Genomic DNA, 18490 nt, shown 5'->3' with positions numbered 1-18490 from the left:
GCTGAGACATAAATAAATGCCTCAGCCTAAATTATTAGATTGGCAATATATATCTAGTTTGAAATAGATTATATTAAAATTTTCAATACTATTTATATTTGCTTGGGTGGGACAATGAAATCTTATTAAAAATATTGGATTGATGTCCCACTCTCTTTCTATACATACTATAAAGGGACTGATTTTTAAATGTCTGAATTAAATTTTGTTAAAGAAACAAGAAGATATTTGCATCAACATCCAGAATTAAGCATGCAAGAATTTGAAACAACAACATATATTGAAAATTTTCTTAAATCATTGGAAATACCATATGAACGCCCTATTACTACAGGGATTATTGGTTATTTAGAAGGCAATTCAAATAGGACAATTGCTTATAGAGCAGATATTGATGCCTTACCTATTCATGAAGAAAATGAAGTACCTTATAAAAGTAAAAATGACAATGTAATGCATGCTTGTGGACACGATGGTCATACGACAGCGCTAATGTTATTTACGAAAAGGTGTAAAGCATTATACGACAAAGGCGAATTACCACATAACGTTGTATTCATTTTTCAACCTTCAGAAGAAACGGAAGCGGGCGCAAATCAACTTATAAAATCTAAAGTATTTGATCAATTTCAAATAGAAGAAATTTATGGCGTACATATCATGCCTTTTGAAGATTTAGGTACAGTAGCATTTAAAAATGATGAAATAACTGCAAGTGCTACAGAGTACCGTTTCTATTTAAATGGCTTATCTAGTCATGTAGCGAGTAAAGAAGAAGGAAAAGCTGCATCAGAAGCATTAATGCATGTATTAAGCCAAGTGAGTCAAATTCAACAATTTCATTTAAATGGTCTTAATAGAAACATTGTACACATAGGTCAATTTAATGTTGGAGAAGCAATTAACACGGTCCCACAAAATGGCTATTTAGAAGGTACAATTCGAACTTATGATGTACAAGATTTAGAAACCGTGAAACAACAAATGATAAAAATTGCTCAAAGTGTTGAATTGTTATTTGATGTTGAATGTCGTGTTGATTTTGCTGAGGGATACCCACCTACTACAAATGATTCGACACTATACGAAAATGTAAAGTCAGCATTAAATACAACTGGTGTCGAATTACATGAACTAGAAAAACCATATTTATTCGGCGAAGATTTTAGTTTCTATGGACAATTGGCGCCAAGTTATTTTGTATTTTTCGGAACTAAAAATATTGAAAAAGATTTTGTGTATGGTCTACATACAAACAAATTAAATTTTGATGAAGAAGTGCTTATTTTAGTAGCTGATTATTATATGGCATTGTTAAATCAAGGAAGGGATAAATAATGGTTGCACGTATCACAATATATGAACAAGACTTTATAAATAACGCTAAACAGTTTACAGATGGACAAGAAGTTATGGCTGTTGTGAAAAATGATGCTTATCATTTTGGTTTAGAATTTGCAGTGCAATCATTTATCGCTGCTGGTATACAGACATTTAGTACGACATCTTTACATGAAGCTGTGAGAATTAGAAATTTAAACAGTGATGTAAATATCTTTTTAATGAATCCATCTACAGAGTTTGAAACTTTAAAACAATATAATATCGCAATGACTTTACCCTCTTTAGAATTTTATTATGAATTTAAAGACGCTTTAAGTGGTATTAAGTTGCATTTAGAATTAGAAAACTTGCTACACCGTTCAGGATTGAAAAATGCTCAAGAAATGCAAGAAGTATTAGAATCCAATACTAACCTACCCTACGATGAACAAGCTAAAATAGAAGGAATATGGACGCATTTCGGATACGCAGATGAATTTGGTGGTGATGAGTATGAAATAGAACGAGCAGCTTGGTTAAGTTGTTTAGACGAAATCCTAAGTTTAGGTTATACGTTTAAATTTATTCATGCTCAGAATAGTGCGAGTTTTGTAAGAGAAGATGGCTTGCTTGATCAACATACACATGCGCGATTAGGTATTATTCTATATGGTTCAAGACCTTATAGTAGTCTCCCTACTTCAACTACTCATCAAAATTTTACTGTTACTGCGAATGTGATTCAAGTACGCCCTATTAAACAAGGTGAAACTTGTGGTTATAGTTTCCAATATACAGCAGATAAAGATTGTAACCTTGCAGTAGTTGATATCGGTTATGGAGACGGTATACTTAAAACACGTGCTAAACATGATGCGTTAATCAATGGTAAAAGGTATCCTATACGTGGATTGATGATGAGTCACATGTTTGTAGAAGTGGATGAATCAGTAAAACGTGGAGATATGGTAACAATGTATAGCAATGACATAAGAATAGACGAATTTACATTTAAAGGTGTAGGTGCTAATTCAGAACAAATTAGTGCACTGAACCATCATTCATTAATAAAGGAGATTAAATCATGACTGTTAAATATAATGATCAAGGCGTATTAACGATGGGGAATATCTCATTAAAGACAATTGCAGCTAGTTATGGTACCCCTACTATTGTTTATGATGAAGAACAAATTAGATCACAGTGTAGAAGATTTCATGAAGCATTTAGTAACAGTGGTCTAAAATATAATATTTCATACGCATCTAAAGCCTTTAGTAGCATTCAATTATTTAAACTAATGGCAGAGGAAAATATGGGCTTAGACGTAGTATCTGAAGGAGAACTATTTACAGCTTTAGCGAGTGATTTTGATCCGAGTAAAATACACTTTCACGGTAACAACAAGACGAATGATGAAATAGAATATGCAATTGAAAGTGGCGTTGAGTATTTCGTTATTGATTCATTAGATGAAGTTACACGCATTAACCGAATTGCATCTAAACCAATCAAAGCAGTTTTAAGAGTTAATCCAGGTGTTGAAGCACATACACATGAATTTATACAAACAGGACAAGAAGATAGTAAGTTTGGATTATCGATAAAACATGGTACTGCTTTAGAAGGTGTACGAGCACTACAAGCATCAGACAAAATAGACTTTAAAGGTATCCACTTCCATATTGGATCACAAATTTTTGAAGCGGATGGCACGATTAATACGATACAAATTGTATTTGAATGGTTAAAAGAAAATAATATCGATATTGAAATTCTCAATTTGGGTGGCGGTTTCAGTATTAAATATACAAATGAAGATAAGAGCTATCCAATTGAAGAAAGTATTAAGCGCATTACTGATGCTATTAAAGAAAATAGTAAAAAATATAGCATGGATATACCTGAAATATCTATAGAACCAGGACGCTCTATCGTAGGAGAAGCGGGTGTAACTTTATATAGAGTTGGCACTATTAAAGAAATACCTAATGTTAATACTTACGTTTCAATTGATGGTGGTATGAGTGATCATATTAGAACAGCTTTATATAATGCGAAATATGAGGCACTATTAGTAGATAGACAAGAAGATGATTTACAAGAAGTAACAATAGCAGGTAAATTATGTGAATCAGGTGATTTAATCGGTAAAGATATGAAATTACCTAAATCAACAAAAATTGGTGATTATATAGCTGTATTATCGACAGGAGCGTATCACTACTCTATGAGTTCTAACTATAACCAAATGCCAAAACCGGCAGTGTTATTTGTCAGAGATGGAAAAGCAAGAGAAGTTATTAAGCGACAAACATTAAAACAACTCATTTTGAACGATGTGAAATAAATAATTATTTATTTTTTTGAATAAAAAAGCGCTACCCAATCAGATAGAAATCTGCGGGTAGCGCTTTTAAATAATTAAAGATATCGTTATATAAACTTAAACTTTATTATTATTTAATAGTATTATAGTTTTGCAGAAAGAAACCCTAACATTGTTAGGGTTTCTTTCTAGTCTTTCAAATTCATATATTTTATAGTTTTACAACGTTTGCAGCTTGTGGGCCGCGGTCGCCTTCAACTACTTCGAATTCTACTGCTTGACCTTCTTCTAAAGATTTGTAACCTTCTTGGTTAATTGCTGAGAAATGTACGAATACGTCATTTTCTCCTTCGATTTCGATAAAACCAAATCCTTTTTCTGCATTAAACCATTTTACTGTACCTTGTTTCATAATTGAGAAACCTCCAAGACTAAAATTCAATATGCGATATTCGCATATTACAAAAAACACCAAATATATAATGTCATTTGCAATATGGAATAACGATATTGCTATTACTTATTATACGTCACTAAATATTCAAATGCAATACCAATTCAGATATTTTCAGAATTTATTAATTTGGTAAAGGTGTATAAATAGAATTGTCATTTAATATAAGAATACTATAAAAAATTTGTAAATCTTCTTCACAATCTTCACAAAAAGCAATATCGCAATTATTATAAAAAGCATGAATATTATATTTACCAACTATCTCATTTGCATATTTTTCTTGGTACGATTTCAGTAAGTCATTATAAGTTATTAGCATCTCATCAAAATCATTGCAAATGATTTCATGAATAATATGATCTGTCCAATCATCGAATAGCCACCAGCCCTCATAATCTGCCCGCATAGTAACAACTTTCCACATTTATAACGCCCCTATTCAGAATATTACCTTAAAACAAATTTAAATCTATTTGAAGATGAAATCAAGAAAAGCGCTTAGTATTTATGTTTCTAATTATTAGTTTTTTTGTAAGAAACCCTTTATAATGGATATATGAGGTGATTAATATGAACGGAAAACACATTAAAGTTTATGGACGCGTACAAGGCGTTGGTTTTAGATTTTTCACAGCACAACTGGCTAAGAAATATAATATAGTTGGCTCAGTTGAAAATGTTAACGATTATGTTGAAGTTTATGCTAGCGGGAAAACAGATGACTTAGAAAGTTTTACTAAAGGAATAATTGAAGGTGTTGCACCTGCTTCTCAAGTAGATGATTACAACATAGAAGATGTAACATTAGATGAAAATACAAAGCATTTCAAAACGTTATAATTTAGGAAGATGAAAATGAAATATAATTTATCGTATATATTAGGTGCACTATTAGCTGTACCAATATCGTCTGTTGTTTTTTTATTTAGTGTATTTCAATTAGATTTACATTTCATGTTAGATACTGGTATGTTTATCGGATCATATATATTGAGTTTTATTCCTATTCAATGGTATAGCTCTAGACGTTTTTTAAAGGAAATGGGATTAACACGTAGAGAATATCATTTCATTAGAAAACAATTAAATGATGCGAGCCCAAAACTTAAACGCTTATATAAAAATTATATGCGTGTACGTTCATATAATGAATTTAAAAATTTAAATGAAGTTGCTAAATTAACAAGAACAATTTACAACACTGTTAAACAATCTCCAGAAAAGTTTTATACAGTCGAAAGCTTTTTCTATTCGCATTTAGATAATACAGTTAATTTAATTGATAACTACACTCTATTACAACGCATGCCGAATAAAACTAAAGAAGAAAAAGCTAAATTGAAACAAACTAAACTTACGATTGATGAGAATAAAAGGACTTTAGTTGCTGATTTAAAGCAGTTGAATGAATCGAATTATAATCAATTGGATATTGAGATGGAATTAGCTGACATGGCTAAAAACAGAAATGATTTTACTAAAGAAATACCTGAAACAACTAAAGAAAAAGTAAATTTGAAGACTAATCAAGAAAAATACGAATATGAAACGGAGCGTAATTATGACAGAAACTAATAAAAATTTATTTGATGACTTAATTGATGACCCGTTTAAGGATTCATCGAATGAAATTGCACCACAGGAAGCTCAAGAAAATGAGCAATCTGGTCAATCAGATGTAACTTCAACTTATGAAAAGAATTTCTCAGATGAAGATCAACAAAAAATAAACGAAATAGCTAAACAGATTAAACCGTTAGATAATGATGGTCTGTTACTGTATGGTCAACAAGCTCAAAACAAATTATCACAGTTTTCTCATCAAATGCTCAACCAAGTTCAATCTAAAGATGTCGGGCCAATCGGTTCTTCACTTAGAAACTTGATGAACAAATTAAAAGAAGTAAATCCTGATGAATTACAAAAACAAAATCAATCGCGTTTAAAACGTATTTTTAAGCGTGCTGAGCGCTCAGTTAATGAAATGTTTAGCAAATACCAATCAGTTGGTGCGCAAGTCGACCGCATATCTGTAGAGCTGCAAAAATCACAAAATATGCTGATGAAAGATGTTGGTCTATTAGATCAATTGTATGAAGAAAATAAAGCGTATTTTGATGCTTTAAATATTTATATCGCAGCAGCTGAACAAAAGCGTGATGAACTTAAACAAAATGATTTAGTGGAGCTTGAGAAAAAAGTTAAAGCATCTAATAACCAAATGGATGTACAAGATTTGGCTGATTTACAACAATATATAAACAGATTAGAAAAGCGAATCTATGATTTACAATTATCTCGCCAAATTACTTTACAATCAGCACCACAAATTAGAATGATACAAAATATTAACCAAACATTGGCTGAAAAGATTCAAAGCTCGATTTTAACGAGTATTCCATTATGGAAGAACCAAATGGCTATCGCGTTAACTTTATTGAGGCAACAAGGTGCTTCAGAAGCACAGAAGAAAGTTACAGATACGACAAATGAACTGTTGCTTAAAAACTCAGAAATGTTGAAACAAAATGCGATAAGAACAGCAGAAGAAAATGAACGTGGTATTGTTGATATTGAGACACTTAAGACGACACAAACAAATATCGTGGATACAATTCAAGAAACATTAAGAATACAAGAAGACGGTACACGTAAACGTCAACAAGCTGAACAAGAACTACAATCTTTAGAACAAGATTTAAAAACTAAACTATTACAACTTAAAGATGAACAACAACAACTTAGAAATACATTTAAATCATAAATAAAAAGCACTATCCCCTATTTTAATAAAAGGAGATAGTGCTTTTTTCTACATAAATTGGCTAAGTACATAGAACATTAAAGTGCCAATATAGTTACCAATTACATAACCTAATGTACCTATAATTAGTATAGGACCTACGAGACTTTGCCACCCTTTTGATATAGCTAGCGCAGCGGCAGTTGTCGGACCACCAGCATTAGCATTACTTGCTAACAACATTTCTTCAATATTAAATTTGAATAACTTACCGAATGATAAAGTAACAGCTAAATTAAATATTAATATAATAGCTACAAAAATAAATAATAAAGGCGCAGTTTTAATAATAATCGGTATTGATGCTGGTACACCTATTACAACAAAGAAAATATAAATTAAAAATGTTCCAAGTTCATCAGATGCATTTAACTTTTCAAAGAAATTGCTAAATACTGCAACTACTATTAAAGATAAAGTCGTCAATAATAAGAATTGATCCCCTATAATGCCAACTACAACTTCTAAAAAAGGATTTGATTTCGGAACGGCCGACTGCATCCACTCTGATAGTTTAAAGCTAACTGCTACTAGTGAAAAAGCAATAGCAATTGAATATGCAATATCCTTTAAACTAATTTCATTTCTTTTCCAATATGCTTCTGCATTGTTTTCATTAGATTCAGCATCACTATTATACAACCTTCTAAAATACTTTTTCACAAATTTTAAATTTGGAATTGTAATCAAGACAATAAAATAAAATGCCATAACACTGTTATCAGCAACAACTGTTGCCGATACAAGTTCCCCAGGTGTTTCGAACTTGGTGCTTAATGCAGCAAAGTTTACACCACCACCTATATAGCTTCCAGTCATCATAGCAGCAATTTTATTAAGCTGTGGTATAAATTGATGCAATAGTAAAAAGCTGACAGCAACCCCTACTACTGTCCCTACAGAACTAATTAAAAATATAAATAATAACCTTCTACTTTCGTTCCATATTTTAAAAATATTAGATCTGAATAATAATAATGGTATAGCAAGTGGAATAACGTAATCCCAAACTTGGTCATACACTGGAGATTCAATCGGAATAATGTTTAAATTAGATAAAATCATAGCACCAATTAATGCGATTATAGCGCCAGTAATTTTAGAAGCAAAATCATATTTTTGTTCTAAAAAGATACTTAAAGCAGCTATACTTACTAAAATAGCCCATAAAATCCATGTTTCATCTTTATTAATAAAAGCAAAGACCATCATATTCCCCACCCCTTTAATTATATGTATACTTATTATGACATAAATAAAAAGAGAGTGAGACTGCGAAATCTCTTTTTCTAAAAAGTTTTCGCAGTTCTGCTACGCTGTAAAACGTAACTAGTATTTAAAAAAGGATTATTATAGCGCTAACGTGCTTGTTTTTGAACACTTGCCCGTTAGAAAATGTAACGAGCTTGTTTAAAATTTCTAGCACGTTAGCCGTTGATTTCATATAAAAATTAAGTGGAATTAATGATAATTAAAGTATTTTATAGCGCTAACGTGCTTGTCTGTGAAGTCTTGCCCGCTAGAAAATGTAACGAGATTGTCTATGAAGTCTAGCTCGTTAGCTGTTAAGCCTCACATATAAATTAAAGTATTACATAAGCTCATCTAATATAAAAAATCCGAGACAAGTTTATGTCTCGGATTTTTTTCTTTAACTATATTCAATTGGAGCTTGATTTTTAACTTTACCTATAATAAATCCAATGATATAACCTACTATTGCAAAAGGAATCCATTCCATCTGATATTGAGCTAGAGGCAATTCTTGCATAAATGCGATATTGATAACCCCATTACTATTAAATACAGAAATGAATGAAATAATTGTTACTAAAGCAACAGACAATTGTTGTGCAATTGGTGGTGTCTTAACGTATTTACCTAATAGTATTAATAATACAGATGTAATAGCTATTGGATATAATACTAACAATACTGGTAATGAACCTTGGATAACTGTAGTTAAACCTTGGTTTGAAATAATGAAACTGATTAAAGTGAAAATAGTAACAAACCATTTGTATGAAATTTTTGGTAAAATTTCATGGAAGAATTCACTAACAGATACAATCAATCCTGTAGCTGTTGTTAAACAAGCTAATGCTACAATAATACCAATTAAATACTTACCGAATTCACCAAATGATACTTGAGCGGCAGTTGTTAATAGATACGTACCAATATTTTGACCATTATCATTTAATTCTTTCAATGTTGCATCTGAAATGTTCATATGATTTCCGATCCAACCTAAAGAAATATAGATAAATCCTAGTGCAATTGCAGCAATTACACCTGCCAAAATAGTTTGTTTAAATAATCCTGTTTCTCTTGTAACGCCTTTACTCTTAATTGCTGTAATAACAATCATTGAGAATGCAATAGCAGCGATAGCGTCCATCGTTAAGTAGCCTTCAACGAACCCTTTACCAAAACTAGTAGCACCACTACTGTAAACTTCCATTTCTCCAGGAACGACAGGTTCTCCACCTATGCTGAAGAAAGCTTTAATGATTAGTAAAACAATTGAAATAAGTAGTACTGGTGTTAAAACAGCACCTACTTTATCTACCATTTTACTTGAGTTGAAACTTAAGTAAAATACGATAGCAAAGTAAACTAATGAGAAAATAAATAATGCCATTGAACTATTTGTGTCGAAAATTGGCGTGATACCCATTTCAAAAGATGTTGCTGCTGTACGCGGTATAGCGAACAACGGCCCAATAGTTAACGAAATAGCAACAAGCAATACGACAGCAAATACTGGATGAATTTTACCTAAAGACGCTCTATATCCTTTATCTTCAATAGAACCGGCAATAACACCGATAAGTGGTAAGCCAATCCCTGTAATTACAAATCCAAAAATAGCTGGCCAGAAAAATTGACCGCTCGATAAACCTAGCGCAGGAGGAAAGATTAAATTACCTGCTCCAAAAAATATCGCAAATAACATAAAGCCTACTACAAAAATATTCTTATTCATATGTTAAACTCCTTTTACAACTTACAATAATTTATATTTTATCATTGGAATTAGGTTTCGTCCATATGAAATTTCTGAAAATTATAAATATATTTTAACTTATTACAACGTTTATTAAATAGACTGCAATAGTAATTTTTTTAGTAGTGGTGATAATTGAGCAGGTAAATTCTCAACACCTTCTACAAATAAGCTTTGTCTACCATAAATATTATGAACTGTATTTCTTATACTCTCATCAATAGTGTCTTGATTTAAAAATACATTAAATACGTAAACGCCTTGCTTATCTGCTTCTATAACAGCTTCGTGAGTATCAATAATACCATCCTCTGCATAATCAAATGCAGAAGGTTCACCGTCAGAAAATACAATTAAAAACTTCTGTTCTTCTGATCTTTGTAGTAATTGTTGTGTTGCAACCCGTAAAGCTACCCCATCTCTATTATCATCTTGAGGTTCAAGTGTCATAATTCGTGCATCATTTTGTTTCATTGTAGATTCGTTATATAAAATGATTTCATCAATTGTGTTCGGTTGGTTAAATTTATCTGCTTCGAAAGCATCTTCACTAAAGCCAAGTATTTCATGTTTAATATCTAGATTTTTTAATGTTTCATGGAATAGTACTACACCTTTTTTAGTTTCTTCCATTTTGTCATGCATACTAGCTGAAGCATCAACTAAAAGTGTAAATGTAGCATCTAATTTTCTACTAAATGCATCTTTTTTGAAGAATAATTTGTATTGGTCATCTATAAACCAATTAAGTAAATTCTTTTGTAATCTACCTTTAGTTAAATTTTCTCTAACGTCACTATATTGATGATTCATTGATTTTTGGATAATACTTGTTAAATCTTTAATTTCAAATTGAACACTTTCAACTGCTCTTTTATATGCTTCAACATCTTCAGGAGAAATTTCTGGTTTGTTAAATGTTAATGAGACATTCTTGTTTACACCTTTTAATTGGTAAGGATTATTATTGCCTTGAGACCCACCTTCTTCGTCATCAATCGTATCATTAGATCCTTTACCTTTTTTCTCCATCATATTAGTCATATCATCTGAAGCATCGCCTTCTCGCTCATTATCTGTCAGCACATCGCTATTTTCACCTTCATGAAGCTCCATTTCTAAATAATGATCGCTATCAGATTGACTATCGGCTGTTTTAGTTTCAGCATCTTCAGTTACGATGTCCTCTTCGTCATGCTCAGTTTCGCTACTATCGTCCGTTTGTGCAGCATCTTGACGCTTAATATCCTCAAGTGTCCATTCTTCCTCGTAAGACGCGTATATGCGCTCAGGAAGATGATAGTATTGGTTCAGCATATCTTCTTTTAATAAATAATCAACGAGCACCATTATGCTTACTGCTAAGTCGTAACTGTCTTCTGAAGTTTTTAAATTGAAAATTTGCGTTAAGCGATTGAAAACTTGAACGAGGGCATCATCAAATTCTTCAGTAATACTAATGTTATTAATGAAGTTTTCGTTTAAGATAGCATGTTCAATCGTTAGAAATAGCAAATCAGTATATGTTGTTTTCGTTTGATAAACTTGTATTTGGCTATTGTTTTGTCTTTTCTTAACGTTTAAGCGTTTATTAAATAGCTTTTTAGTAACTGGTCTAGTGTCCATGATGATACTAGATAATCTATATTCTTCAATTAGCATAAATAATTGCTTGAAAAAATCCATATGGTCAAACGTTTCATCTAATACTTCTTGGTAAATAGAGGGGTCTGTATGTTTGAAGCCAATCGTATCTAACATAATATCAGATTTTAATCCTGCATTTGTGATATCTTCTGGTCGATGTAACCAGTTGAAACTCACATTGCATATATTATGAATGGGATCATAATGTTGGAATTTTTGGAATGCAACTTTTACATTTGGATCTTCAAGTAATAATTTTGCTAAGTCAGTTAACATCATGATTTGTTGTGCATCGATTTGTTCATCATTGAATAATATAAAACGATCACTCATGTTATTCTCCTTACTCGAAAATTAATTCTATTGCATTTTGTATTGCTTGTTGTTCTCTTTCGTCATCAATTTTATCTATAATAGCGCGTTTAATCGCTCTTCTAACTGGTATAACGGTAGCTAAGTCTGCAAGGTCTAACAATGCTCTTATACTCGCTGATTCTTCTGAGATTTGTCCTTGGCTTGACATGACTCTCAAATCTTTATTGAATTGGATAATTGAATCGATAAGTTCTTCATCGTTTAATTGACTTTGTTCTTTGATGATAGTCTTAAGTGTTTCTCCATCAATGTAGTCTATATCTAATACGACGAATCTATTTTTTAAAGCTTCGTTCATTGGTAATGTTCCAATATAACCTACGTTAATTGCAGCAATAACAGAAAAACCTTCTTTAGCTACGATAACTTCTCCTGTAAATGGATTAGTTAATGCTCTTCTGAAGTCTAATACTCCGTTTAAAATTGGTAATGTCTCAGGCTTTGCCATATTGATTTCATCAATGTATAATAATTCGCCATTCTTCATTGCTTTAATAACTGGTCCATCAATAAATACAATTTCTTGGTGACCTTGTTCATTTGTTTCGATTGTTTTAAAACCAAGTAAACTTTCAGCATCTAAGTCTACAGAACAGTTTACAGAATGCATCGGTTTATTAATGTCTTGTGCGATTGTTTCAGCTAATTTCGTTTTACCAGAACCTGTTGGCCCTTTTAGTAAAATATTTTTATTTAATTTAATCATTGATAAAGCATCTTCATATATTGTTTCATCATTGTTAATGTATTTGTTTAATTTGCTCATTGTGTACTCCTTTATATACTAATAATAAACTTAAAAAGGGAGTGGAACAGGAATCATCTCATTTTTGAAAGGATTTCATTGTACCACCCCAGCATGGAGGACTAGGATAGAAGCGTGATTTCAATCCTAGTCAACTATTGCTAATATAGTCAATGAGGTTGAGACAATTAAATTGCCCCAACCTCTGGTTTGTTTTTAATTCAATCTTTATAGTTCTTTAAAATAAGTTTTGAAATATCCACCAACATGCCCAGAATTATCTATAATTTGATAATATTCTTCTGTTTCATTCACGACATCATAAACTTTTCCTACTGTTAACATATCGGATACTTTAAATTTTTCAGCATCAGTATGAACGACTTCTACCTTTTTTATAACGTGATTTTCTTTCCAAGTTTCATGTAACATAAATAAACGCTCCTTTAATTCACTGTGTCTAATGTAATTGTATAAATCATGCCTGTTATATCGCGAATAAATAATGAAATCATACCTTCTTCATGTTGTATGATTTGGTGTTGCATATCAATATCTTTAACATGTTCAACTATTTTATCGAAATGTTCGACATTATCAATTGTGATTGCGACTCTATCGACAGGTGGATGTGAAGATTTAAGAGGATGTGGATAATCTATTAAATGTAATTCTCCTCCATTACCACCTGGACCAATTTTGAAGACGATAGCAGATTCATCATCTATTGTCTTGTATTCAGCATATAATTGCAACTCAAAAATACTTTTTAATAATGAGCCTGTTATTTGAGTTTCTGGCGATTTAACCATGATTGGACCGACTCCTTGTATTTGATGAAGAGGACTAATAGGACCATCATCATAAGCAGTACCAAGAGGCACTCCAGCGTTCTTTTCATCTGAAATTAAATAAAATGAATGACCATTATTATCGTAAAACCTAAACATATGTTTACCATTTAGTTGTTGAACCGATTCATATTCTACATTGTGGTCATCAAATTGTTGTTTATATTCATATAACGCAAAGTCTGTAGGAACACGTAAAGCAACACCATAAAAATGCGTGTCCGGCTCTTGATCCTCACCTTTATATTGTTTATAAATAATTCTAGTACCGGGAGCTAAATGTGCATCACCGATATGTAAGATATTCGTTTCTTTGTTTAATAGAGTATTTAAACCTAATATATTTTTATAAAATGATTCAGTCTCTAAAAGATTGTGGGTCCATAATGTCACACTTCTTAATCCATTCATGAATATCTCTCCTATAATTGAATTCCTATAAATTATACCAAATTAATTATAAATATGACAAATTAATCAGTTTGACAGTTCGAATTTAATTTTGGTGAGAGGGTGAGTTGGTCGAATGTTGCAAGACGAGGTGCACGTGCAACATAAAGACCTCGAATGTTGCAAGACGAGACGCACGTGCAACATAAAGCCTCCGAATGTTGCAAGACGAGACGCACGTGCAACATAAAGCCTCCGAATGTTGCAAGACGAGGCGCACGTGCAACATAAAGACCTCGAATGTTGCAAGACGAGGCGCACGTGCAACATAAAGCCGCCGAATGTTGCAAGAGAATGCCTACGTGCAACATTCCACATCCCTCCACTTCAACTAACACAAATGAAAAACCACAACGGCTTCAACAGCCGTTGTGGTCACTATATTATAGTATATTAAGACTCTAATAATAAATCTTCTGGATTTTCAATTAGGTCTTTGATTGTTTTTAGGAAACCTACTGCTTGTTTACCATCGATGATTCTGTGGTCATAACTTAAAGCAATATACATCATTGGTCTGTTTTCCATACGTTCTTTATCAATTGCAATTGGTCTTGTAACAATTGAGTGCATACCTAAAATAGCAGCTTGTGTTCCGTTAATAATCGGTGTTGACATTAATGAACCGAAGACACCACCATTAGTGATTGTGAATGATCCGCCCATCATGTCATCTAATCCTAATTTTTTGTTATTAGCTTTAACTGCTAAGTCATGAATATCTTGTTCGATTTCTGCGAAGTTCTTCTTATCACAGTCTCTAACGTTAGGTACAACTAGACCTTCTTCTGTAGATACAGCAATACCGATATCGTAGTATTGTTTTAATAGTAAATCAGTACCGTCAATTTCAGCGTTCACATCTGGATATTTCTTCAATGCTGCTACTGATGCTTTAGTGAAGAATGACATAAAGCCTAATCTTGTACCGTTATGATCTTCTTGGAATTTATCTTTTTTACGTTTACGTAATTCCATAACGTTAGTCATGTCTACTTCGTTAAACGTTGTTAACATTGCTGTATTATTTGATACTTCTAATAATTTCTTAGCAATTGTTTGACGTCTACGAGATAATTTTTCACGTACAACCGGTTTAGATGGGTTTTCATTTTTCTGTGCTGCTGGTTGACTTTGTTTTTCTTGTTGAGCTGGTTTAGAAGGTTGAGAGGCTTTTTCTACGTCTTCTGGTCTAACAACATCTCCAGCTTGTGTTTTCACTTTGTTTAAATCAATGCCTTTTTCACGTGCAAGTTTACGAGCTGATGGCGTTGCTTGTACGCGGTCGTTTGAACTAGCTTCTTCTTTGCTAGTATCTTCAGTTTGTTTAGTATCTTCAGATTTAGCAGCGCTTTCTTTAGGTGCTTCTGTTTGTTTTTCTTTATCTTTAGAATCTTTAGACTCGCTGTCATCACTTTCTTTTTGTTCACTTGAAGTTGAACCTGATTCACCTTCAGAAACAATCGCGATTACTGATCCAACTTCAACAGTGTCGCCTTCTTCTGCTTTAATTTCAGAAAGTACACCTGATACTTCAGAAATAACTTCAACGTTTACTTTATCTGTTTCAAGTTCAACAATATTTTCACCTTGTTCTACTTGATCTCCAACAGATTTCAACCATTCTGAAATCGTTCCTTCTGAAATTGACTCTGCTAACTCTGGTACTTTTACCTCTGACATTATTTATTTCCCCCTAATTATGTTTTAAAGCTTCTTCGATAACTTTACTTTGTATAAGTTTATAAATTTCTGCATCACCTTCTGCAGTTGCAGAACGAACTTTACGTCCGTGATATTCTAGGTTAACATTTCTATCTTTTAGAATACTTTGCAATTGTAAGCTCACAAAGCTCCAAGCACCTTGGTTTTTAGCTTCTTCTTGTGCCCAGCCTACAGTTTCTAAGTTTCTAAATTCTGAAAGAACATTTTTTATCTCTTCTTTAGGGAATGGATAAAGTTGTTCTAATGCAATTAAACAAAGCTCATCGTTAGGATTTTTTTCTAATTCAGCTTTTAAATCAATGAACATTTTTCCTGAAGCGATAATCACTTTTTTAATTTTAGTTTTTTTGTACGGTTCAACTAAAATAGGTTCGAATTGACCTGTAGTAAATTCATCAATTGGTCTAGAAACAGTTTTGTTTCTTAGTAAACTTTTTGGTGACATTAATACTAACGGTCTCATCTTATCAGTGTTTAAATATTTAGCGTGTCTTCTTAACAAATGATAATAGTTTGAAGAACTAGTTAAATTAGCAATTGTCATATTATTTTCACCAGCTAATTGTAAGAAACGCTCTAATCTCGCTGAAGAGTGTTCTGGACCTTGTCCTTCGTTACTATGTGGTAAGAATAACGCTAAACCACTTTTCTCTCCCCATTTAGCATTACTGTTAGCCATGAAGTTATCAAAAATCATTTGTGCCATATTCGCAAAGTCACCATATTGTGCTTCCCAAATATTAAATGATTCTGGATTATCTACGTTATAACCATATTCGAACCCAACAACAGCTGCTTCTGATAATGGAGAATTATATATATCAAATGATGCTTTACCATTTGGAACATGATGTAAAGGAACAAATAGTTTTCCATCTTTTTCATCATGTAAAACAGCATGTCTTTGAGCGAATGTTCCGCGTTCAGAGTCTTGTCCTGTTAAACGAATTGGCGTACCATTTTGTAAAATTGTTGCAAATGCTAATTGTTCTGCATGAGCCCAATCCACAAGACCATCTTTTTCGAAAGGTTCACGTCTTCTATCTAAGACTTTATTAAGCTTTTTAAATACTGTAAAGTCTTCAGGATAGTCAAACATAGCATCATTTATAGCTTTCAAATCATCATAGCTCGCATTTGTTATTTCATAATCTTGCCCTTGGCTAATCTTATCAGGCATTGTCATTTCTGGATTATCCATTTCAGCATCTTTATCAATTTTATCGTGAGCTGTTCTTAGTCTTTTAGTAACATCATCAAAGATTTCATTCATTTCTTCTTTAGTAATTAAACCTTGATCTACTAATTCTTGCCCATATTTTAATTCGATTGAAGGATGTTCTTTAATAGCTTTGTACATCATTGGATTCGTAATTGAAGGTTCATCCATCTCGTTATGTCCATAACGTCTATAACCAACTAAATCTATGACAAAATCTTTATTAAATCTTTCTCTAAAGTCCATAGCCATTTCAATAGCTTTAACAGTTGCTTCTACGTCATCAGCGTTAACATGGATAATTGGTAAGTCATAACCTTTTGCAACATCAGTAGAATAAGTAGTTGAACGTCCATCTTCAGCTTCTGTTGTAAAACCAATTCTGTTGTTTGTAATAATGTGTAATGAACCACCTGTTGTATATCCATCTAAATTGCTTAAGTTCATGGCTTCAAAGTTAATACCTTGTCCAGGGAACGCAGCATCTCCATGAATTAATACAGCTAGTGATTTATTTAAATCTTGGCTTGGTCTACCAGGATCAGCTGTTGTATCTTGGTTAGAACGCGTCTTACCTAATACGACAGGAGAAACGATTTCTAAGTGACTTGGGTTGTTTGCTAAAGTTATAGTTTGTTCTATTCCATATTTGCTTGTCGTTTTTGTTCCACCAAGATGATATTTTACATCTCCAGTCCAACCTGCTGTGATTTCTAATGATCCATCTTTAGGTAAAAAGATTAAAGGATTTTTATGCATAAATTCAGAAATCATCATTTCATATGGTTTTTCTAGTACATGTGTTAAAACGTTTAATCTACCTCTATGTGCCATCCCAATTTGAATGTTTGGAATTTTAGCAGCATTTGTACGCTTTAAGATACGTTGTAACATAGGTACTAAAGTATCAACGCCCTCAATTGAGAAACGCTTTGCACCTACAAAGTTTTTATGAATATATTTTTCAAAGCCTTCAACTTCTGCTAAGCTTTTAAGTAATTCAATTTTTTCATCTTTAGATATTTCAATAGTGTTTGTTGATTCTATATATCTCTTAAGCCATACACGTTCTTCATTATTATTAATGTGTGTATACTCAAAAGCTATAGGACCTTGGTAACATGAAGTCATATATTCTATTGCTTCATATGCATTATCAAATTCACCATCAAAATGGTCAGATACTATACCAGCTGGTAATTTTTCTAATGTTTCTTTAGATAGCCCAAAGTCTTGATGTGTTAGCTTAGGTACATTTTTTCTTTCTGGACGGTATACTGGATAGATATCAGCAGTTAAATGTCCATATTGTCTGATATTGTCTATTAAACGCATAACACGTTTAACACTTGAATTGTCCACCCCTGTACCTATTTTTTGGCCAGTGCCTGTATTATTACTCGTTATTTCATCGAATAACACTTGCAAGTCTTCTGGGACTGACTCCGGATCATTAACGTAATTATCATACATTTCTAACATTAACCCTAAGTTAGTTCCAAATCTTACAGGTGCTTCGACATGATTATCATTCTTCATGTTCCACCCTCCAAGAA

Annotated in this window: 16 protein-coding genes; 6 read left to right on the top strand and 10 right to left on the bottom strand. The window is 32.3% G+C overall.

Features of this window, described 5'->3' with window-relative positions:
• The first annotated feature begins 189 nt into the window (after positions 1-189).
• From LQ615_RS03200 to lysA, 3 genes are read left to right on the top strand one after another with little or no spacing between them, the layout of a single operon-like run.
• The gene (locus LQ615_RS03200) at positions 190-1338 is read left to right on the top strand and encodes a M20 metallopeptidase family protein (protein ID WP_064205143.1); all 1149 of its coding nucleotides are present in this window, start codon (positions 190-192) and stop codon (positions 1336-1338) included.
• The gene (gene alr / locus LQ615_RS03195) at positions 1338-2411 is read left to right on the top strand and encodes an alanine racemase (RefSeq protein ID WP_016999779.1); all 1074 of its coding nucleotides are present in this window, start codon (positions 1338-1340) and stop codon (positions 2409-2411) included. The genes LQ615_RS03200 and alr overlap by 1 nt, the downstream gene beginning before the upstream one ends.
• Positions 2408-3673 (top strand): diaminopimelate decarboxylase, encoded by a 1266-nt coding sequence (gene lysA / locus LQ615_RS03190; protein ID WP_239703830.1) that lies wholly within the window; start codon positions 2408-2410, stop codon positions 3671-3673. The genes alr and lysA overlap by 4 nt, the downstream gene beginning before the upstream one ends.
• 190 nt (positions 3674-3863) lie before the next feature.
• Here the strand turns inward: lysA and cspA are convergent, their stop codons facing one another.
• Positions 3864-4064: a cold shock protein CspA gene (gene cspA, locus LQ615_RS03185; RefSeq protein ID WP_016912585.1), complete on the bottom strand. Its 201-nt coding sequence runs from the start codon at positions 4062-4064 to the stop codon at positions 3864-3866.
• Between the two features lie 166 nt (positions 4065-4230).
• Positions 4231-4533 (bottom strand): DUF1033 family protein, encoded by a 303-nt coding sequence (locus tag LQ615_RS03180; RefSeq protein WP_064205146.1) that lies wholly within the window; start codon positions 4531-4533, stop codon positions 4231-4233.
• Between the two features lie 146 nt (positions 4534-4679).
• Here LQ615_RS03180 and LQ615_RS03175 point away from each other — a divergent pair, with 146 nt between their 5' ends.
• Genes LQ615_RS03175 through LQ615_RS03165 form a run of 3 tightly spaced genes read left to right on the top strand, consistent with a single transcriptional unit; the run spans position 4680 to position 6873 of the window.
• The gene (locus tag LQ615_RS03175; RefSeq protein ID WP_070045767.1) at positions 4680-4949 is read left to right on the top strand and encodes an acylphosphatase; all 270 of its coding nucleotides are present in this window, start codon (positions 4680-4682) and stop codon (positions 4947-4949) included.
• 15 nt (positions 4950-4964) lie between these two features.
• Positions 4965-5684, top strand: a complete 720-nt coding sequence (locus tag LQ615_RS03170) for a 5-bromo-4-chloroindolyl phosphate hydrolysis family protein (protein ID WP_016999783.1) — start codon at positions 4965-4967, stop codon at positions 5682-5684.
• Positions 5671-6873 carry a toxic anion resistance protein gene (locus LQ615_RS03165; RefSeq protein ID WP_064205147.1) on the top strand — a complete coding sequence of 401 codons (1203 nt, stop codon included), beginning with the start codon at positions 5671-5673 and terminating at the stop codon, positions 6871-6873. The genes LQ615_RS03170 and LQ615_RS03165 overlap by 14 nt, the downstream gene beginning before the upstream one ends.
• Before the next feature lie 48 nt (positions 6874-6921).
• Here the strand turns inward: LQ615_RS03165 and LQ615_RS03160 are convergent, their stop codons facing one another.
• From LQ615_RS03160 to LQ615_RS03125, 8 genes are all read right to left on the bottom strand, one after another.
• Entirely contained in the window at positions 6922-8124 is a 1203-nt protein-coding gene (locus tag LQ615_RS03160; protein ID WP_239703831.1) for a DUF819 family protein, read from the bottom strand.
• Between the two features lie 439 nt (positions 8125-8563).
• On the bottom strand, positions 8564-9901 hold the full coding sequence (gene brnQ / locus LQ615_RS03155; protein ID WP_239703832.1) for a branched-chain amino acid transport system II carrier protein: 1338 nt from the start codon (positions 9899-9901) through the stop codon (positions 8564-8566).
• Between the two features lie 114 nt (positions 9902-10015).
• A complete protein-coding gene (locus LQ615_RS03150; RefSeq protein ID WP_070045608.1) occupies positions 10016-11902 on the bottom strand; it encodes a vWA domain-containing protein in 1887 nt (628 codons plus the stop codon).
• A 10-nt stretch (positions 11903-11912) separates the two neighbouring features.
• Positions 11913-12710 (bottom strand): ATP-binding protein, encoded by a 798-nt coding sequence (locus LQ615_RS03145; protein WP_016999788.1) that lies wholly within the window; start codon positions 12708-12710, stop codon positions 11913-11915.
• A gap of 207 nt (positions 12711-12917) precedes the next feature.
• Positions 12918-13121, bottom strand: a complete 204-nt coding sequence (locus LQ615_RS03140; RefSeq protein WP_016999789.1) for a DUF6501 family protein — start codon at positions 13119-13121, stop codon at positions 12918-12920.
• Positions 13122-13135: 14 nt separating this feature from the next.
• A complete protein-coding gene (locus LQ615_RS03135) occupies positions 13136-13951 on the bottom strand; it encodes a VOC family protein (protein WP_239703833.1) in 816 nt (271 codons plus the stop codon).
• A 432-nt stretch (positions 13952-14383) separates the two neighbouring features.
• On the bottom strand, positions 14384-15673 hold the full coding sequence (gene odhB, locus LQ615_RS03130) for a 2-oxoglutarate dehydrogenase complex dihydrolipoyllysine-residue succinyltransferase (protein ID WP_064205152.1): 1290 nt from the start codon (positions 15671-15673) through the stop codon (positions 14384-14386).
• Between the two features lie 13 nt (positions 15674-15686).
• Positions 15687-18473 (bottom strand): 2-oxoglutarate dehydrogenase E1 component, encoded by a 2787-nt coding sequence (locus LQ615_RS03125; protein ID WP_064205153.1) that lies wholly within the window; start codon positions 18471-18473, stop codon positions 15687-15689.
• Between the last annotated feature and the right edge of the window lie 17 nt (positions 18474-18490).

The sequence above is a fragment of the Mammaliicoccus sp. C-M13 genome, from assembly GCF_022386845.1.
Taxonomy (GTDB): domain Bacteria; phylum Bacillota; class Bacilli; order Staphylococcales; family Staphylococcaceae; genus Mammaliicoccus; species Mammaliicoccus lentus.
The sequence above is the reverse complement of the archived record's forward strand: the minus strand, read 5'-3'. Positions and strand labels throughout refer to the sequence as shown.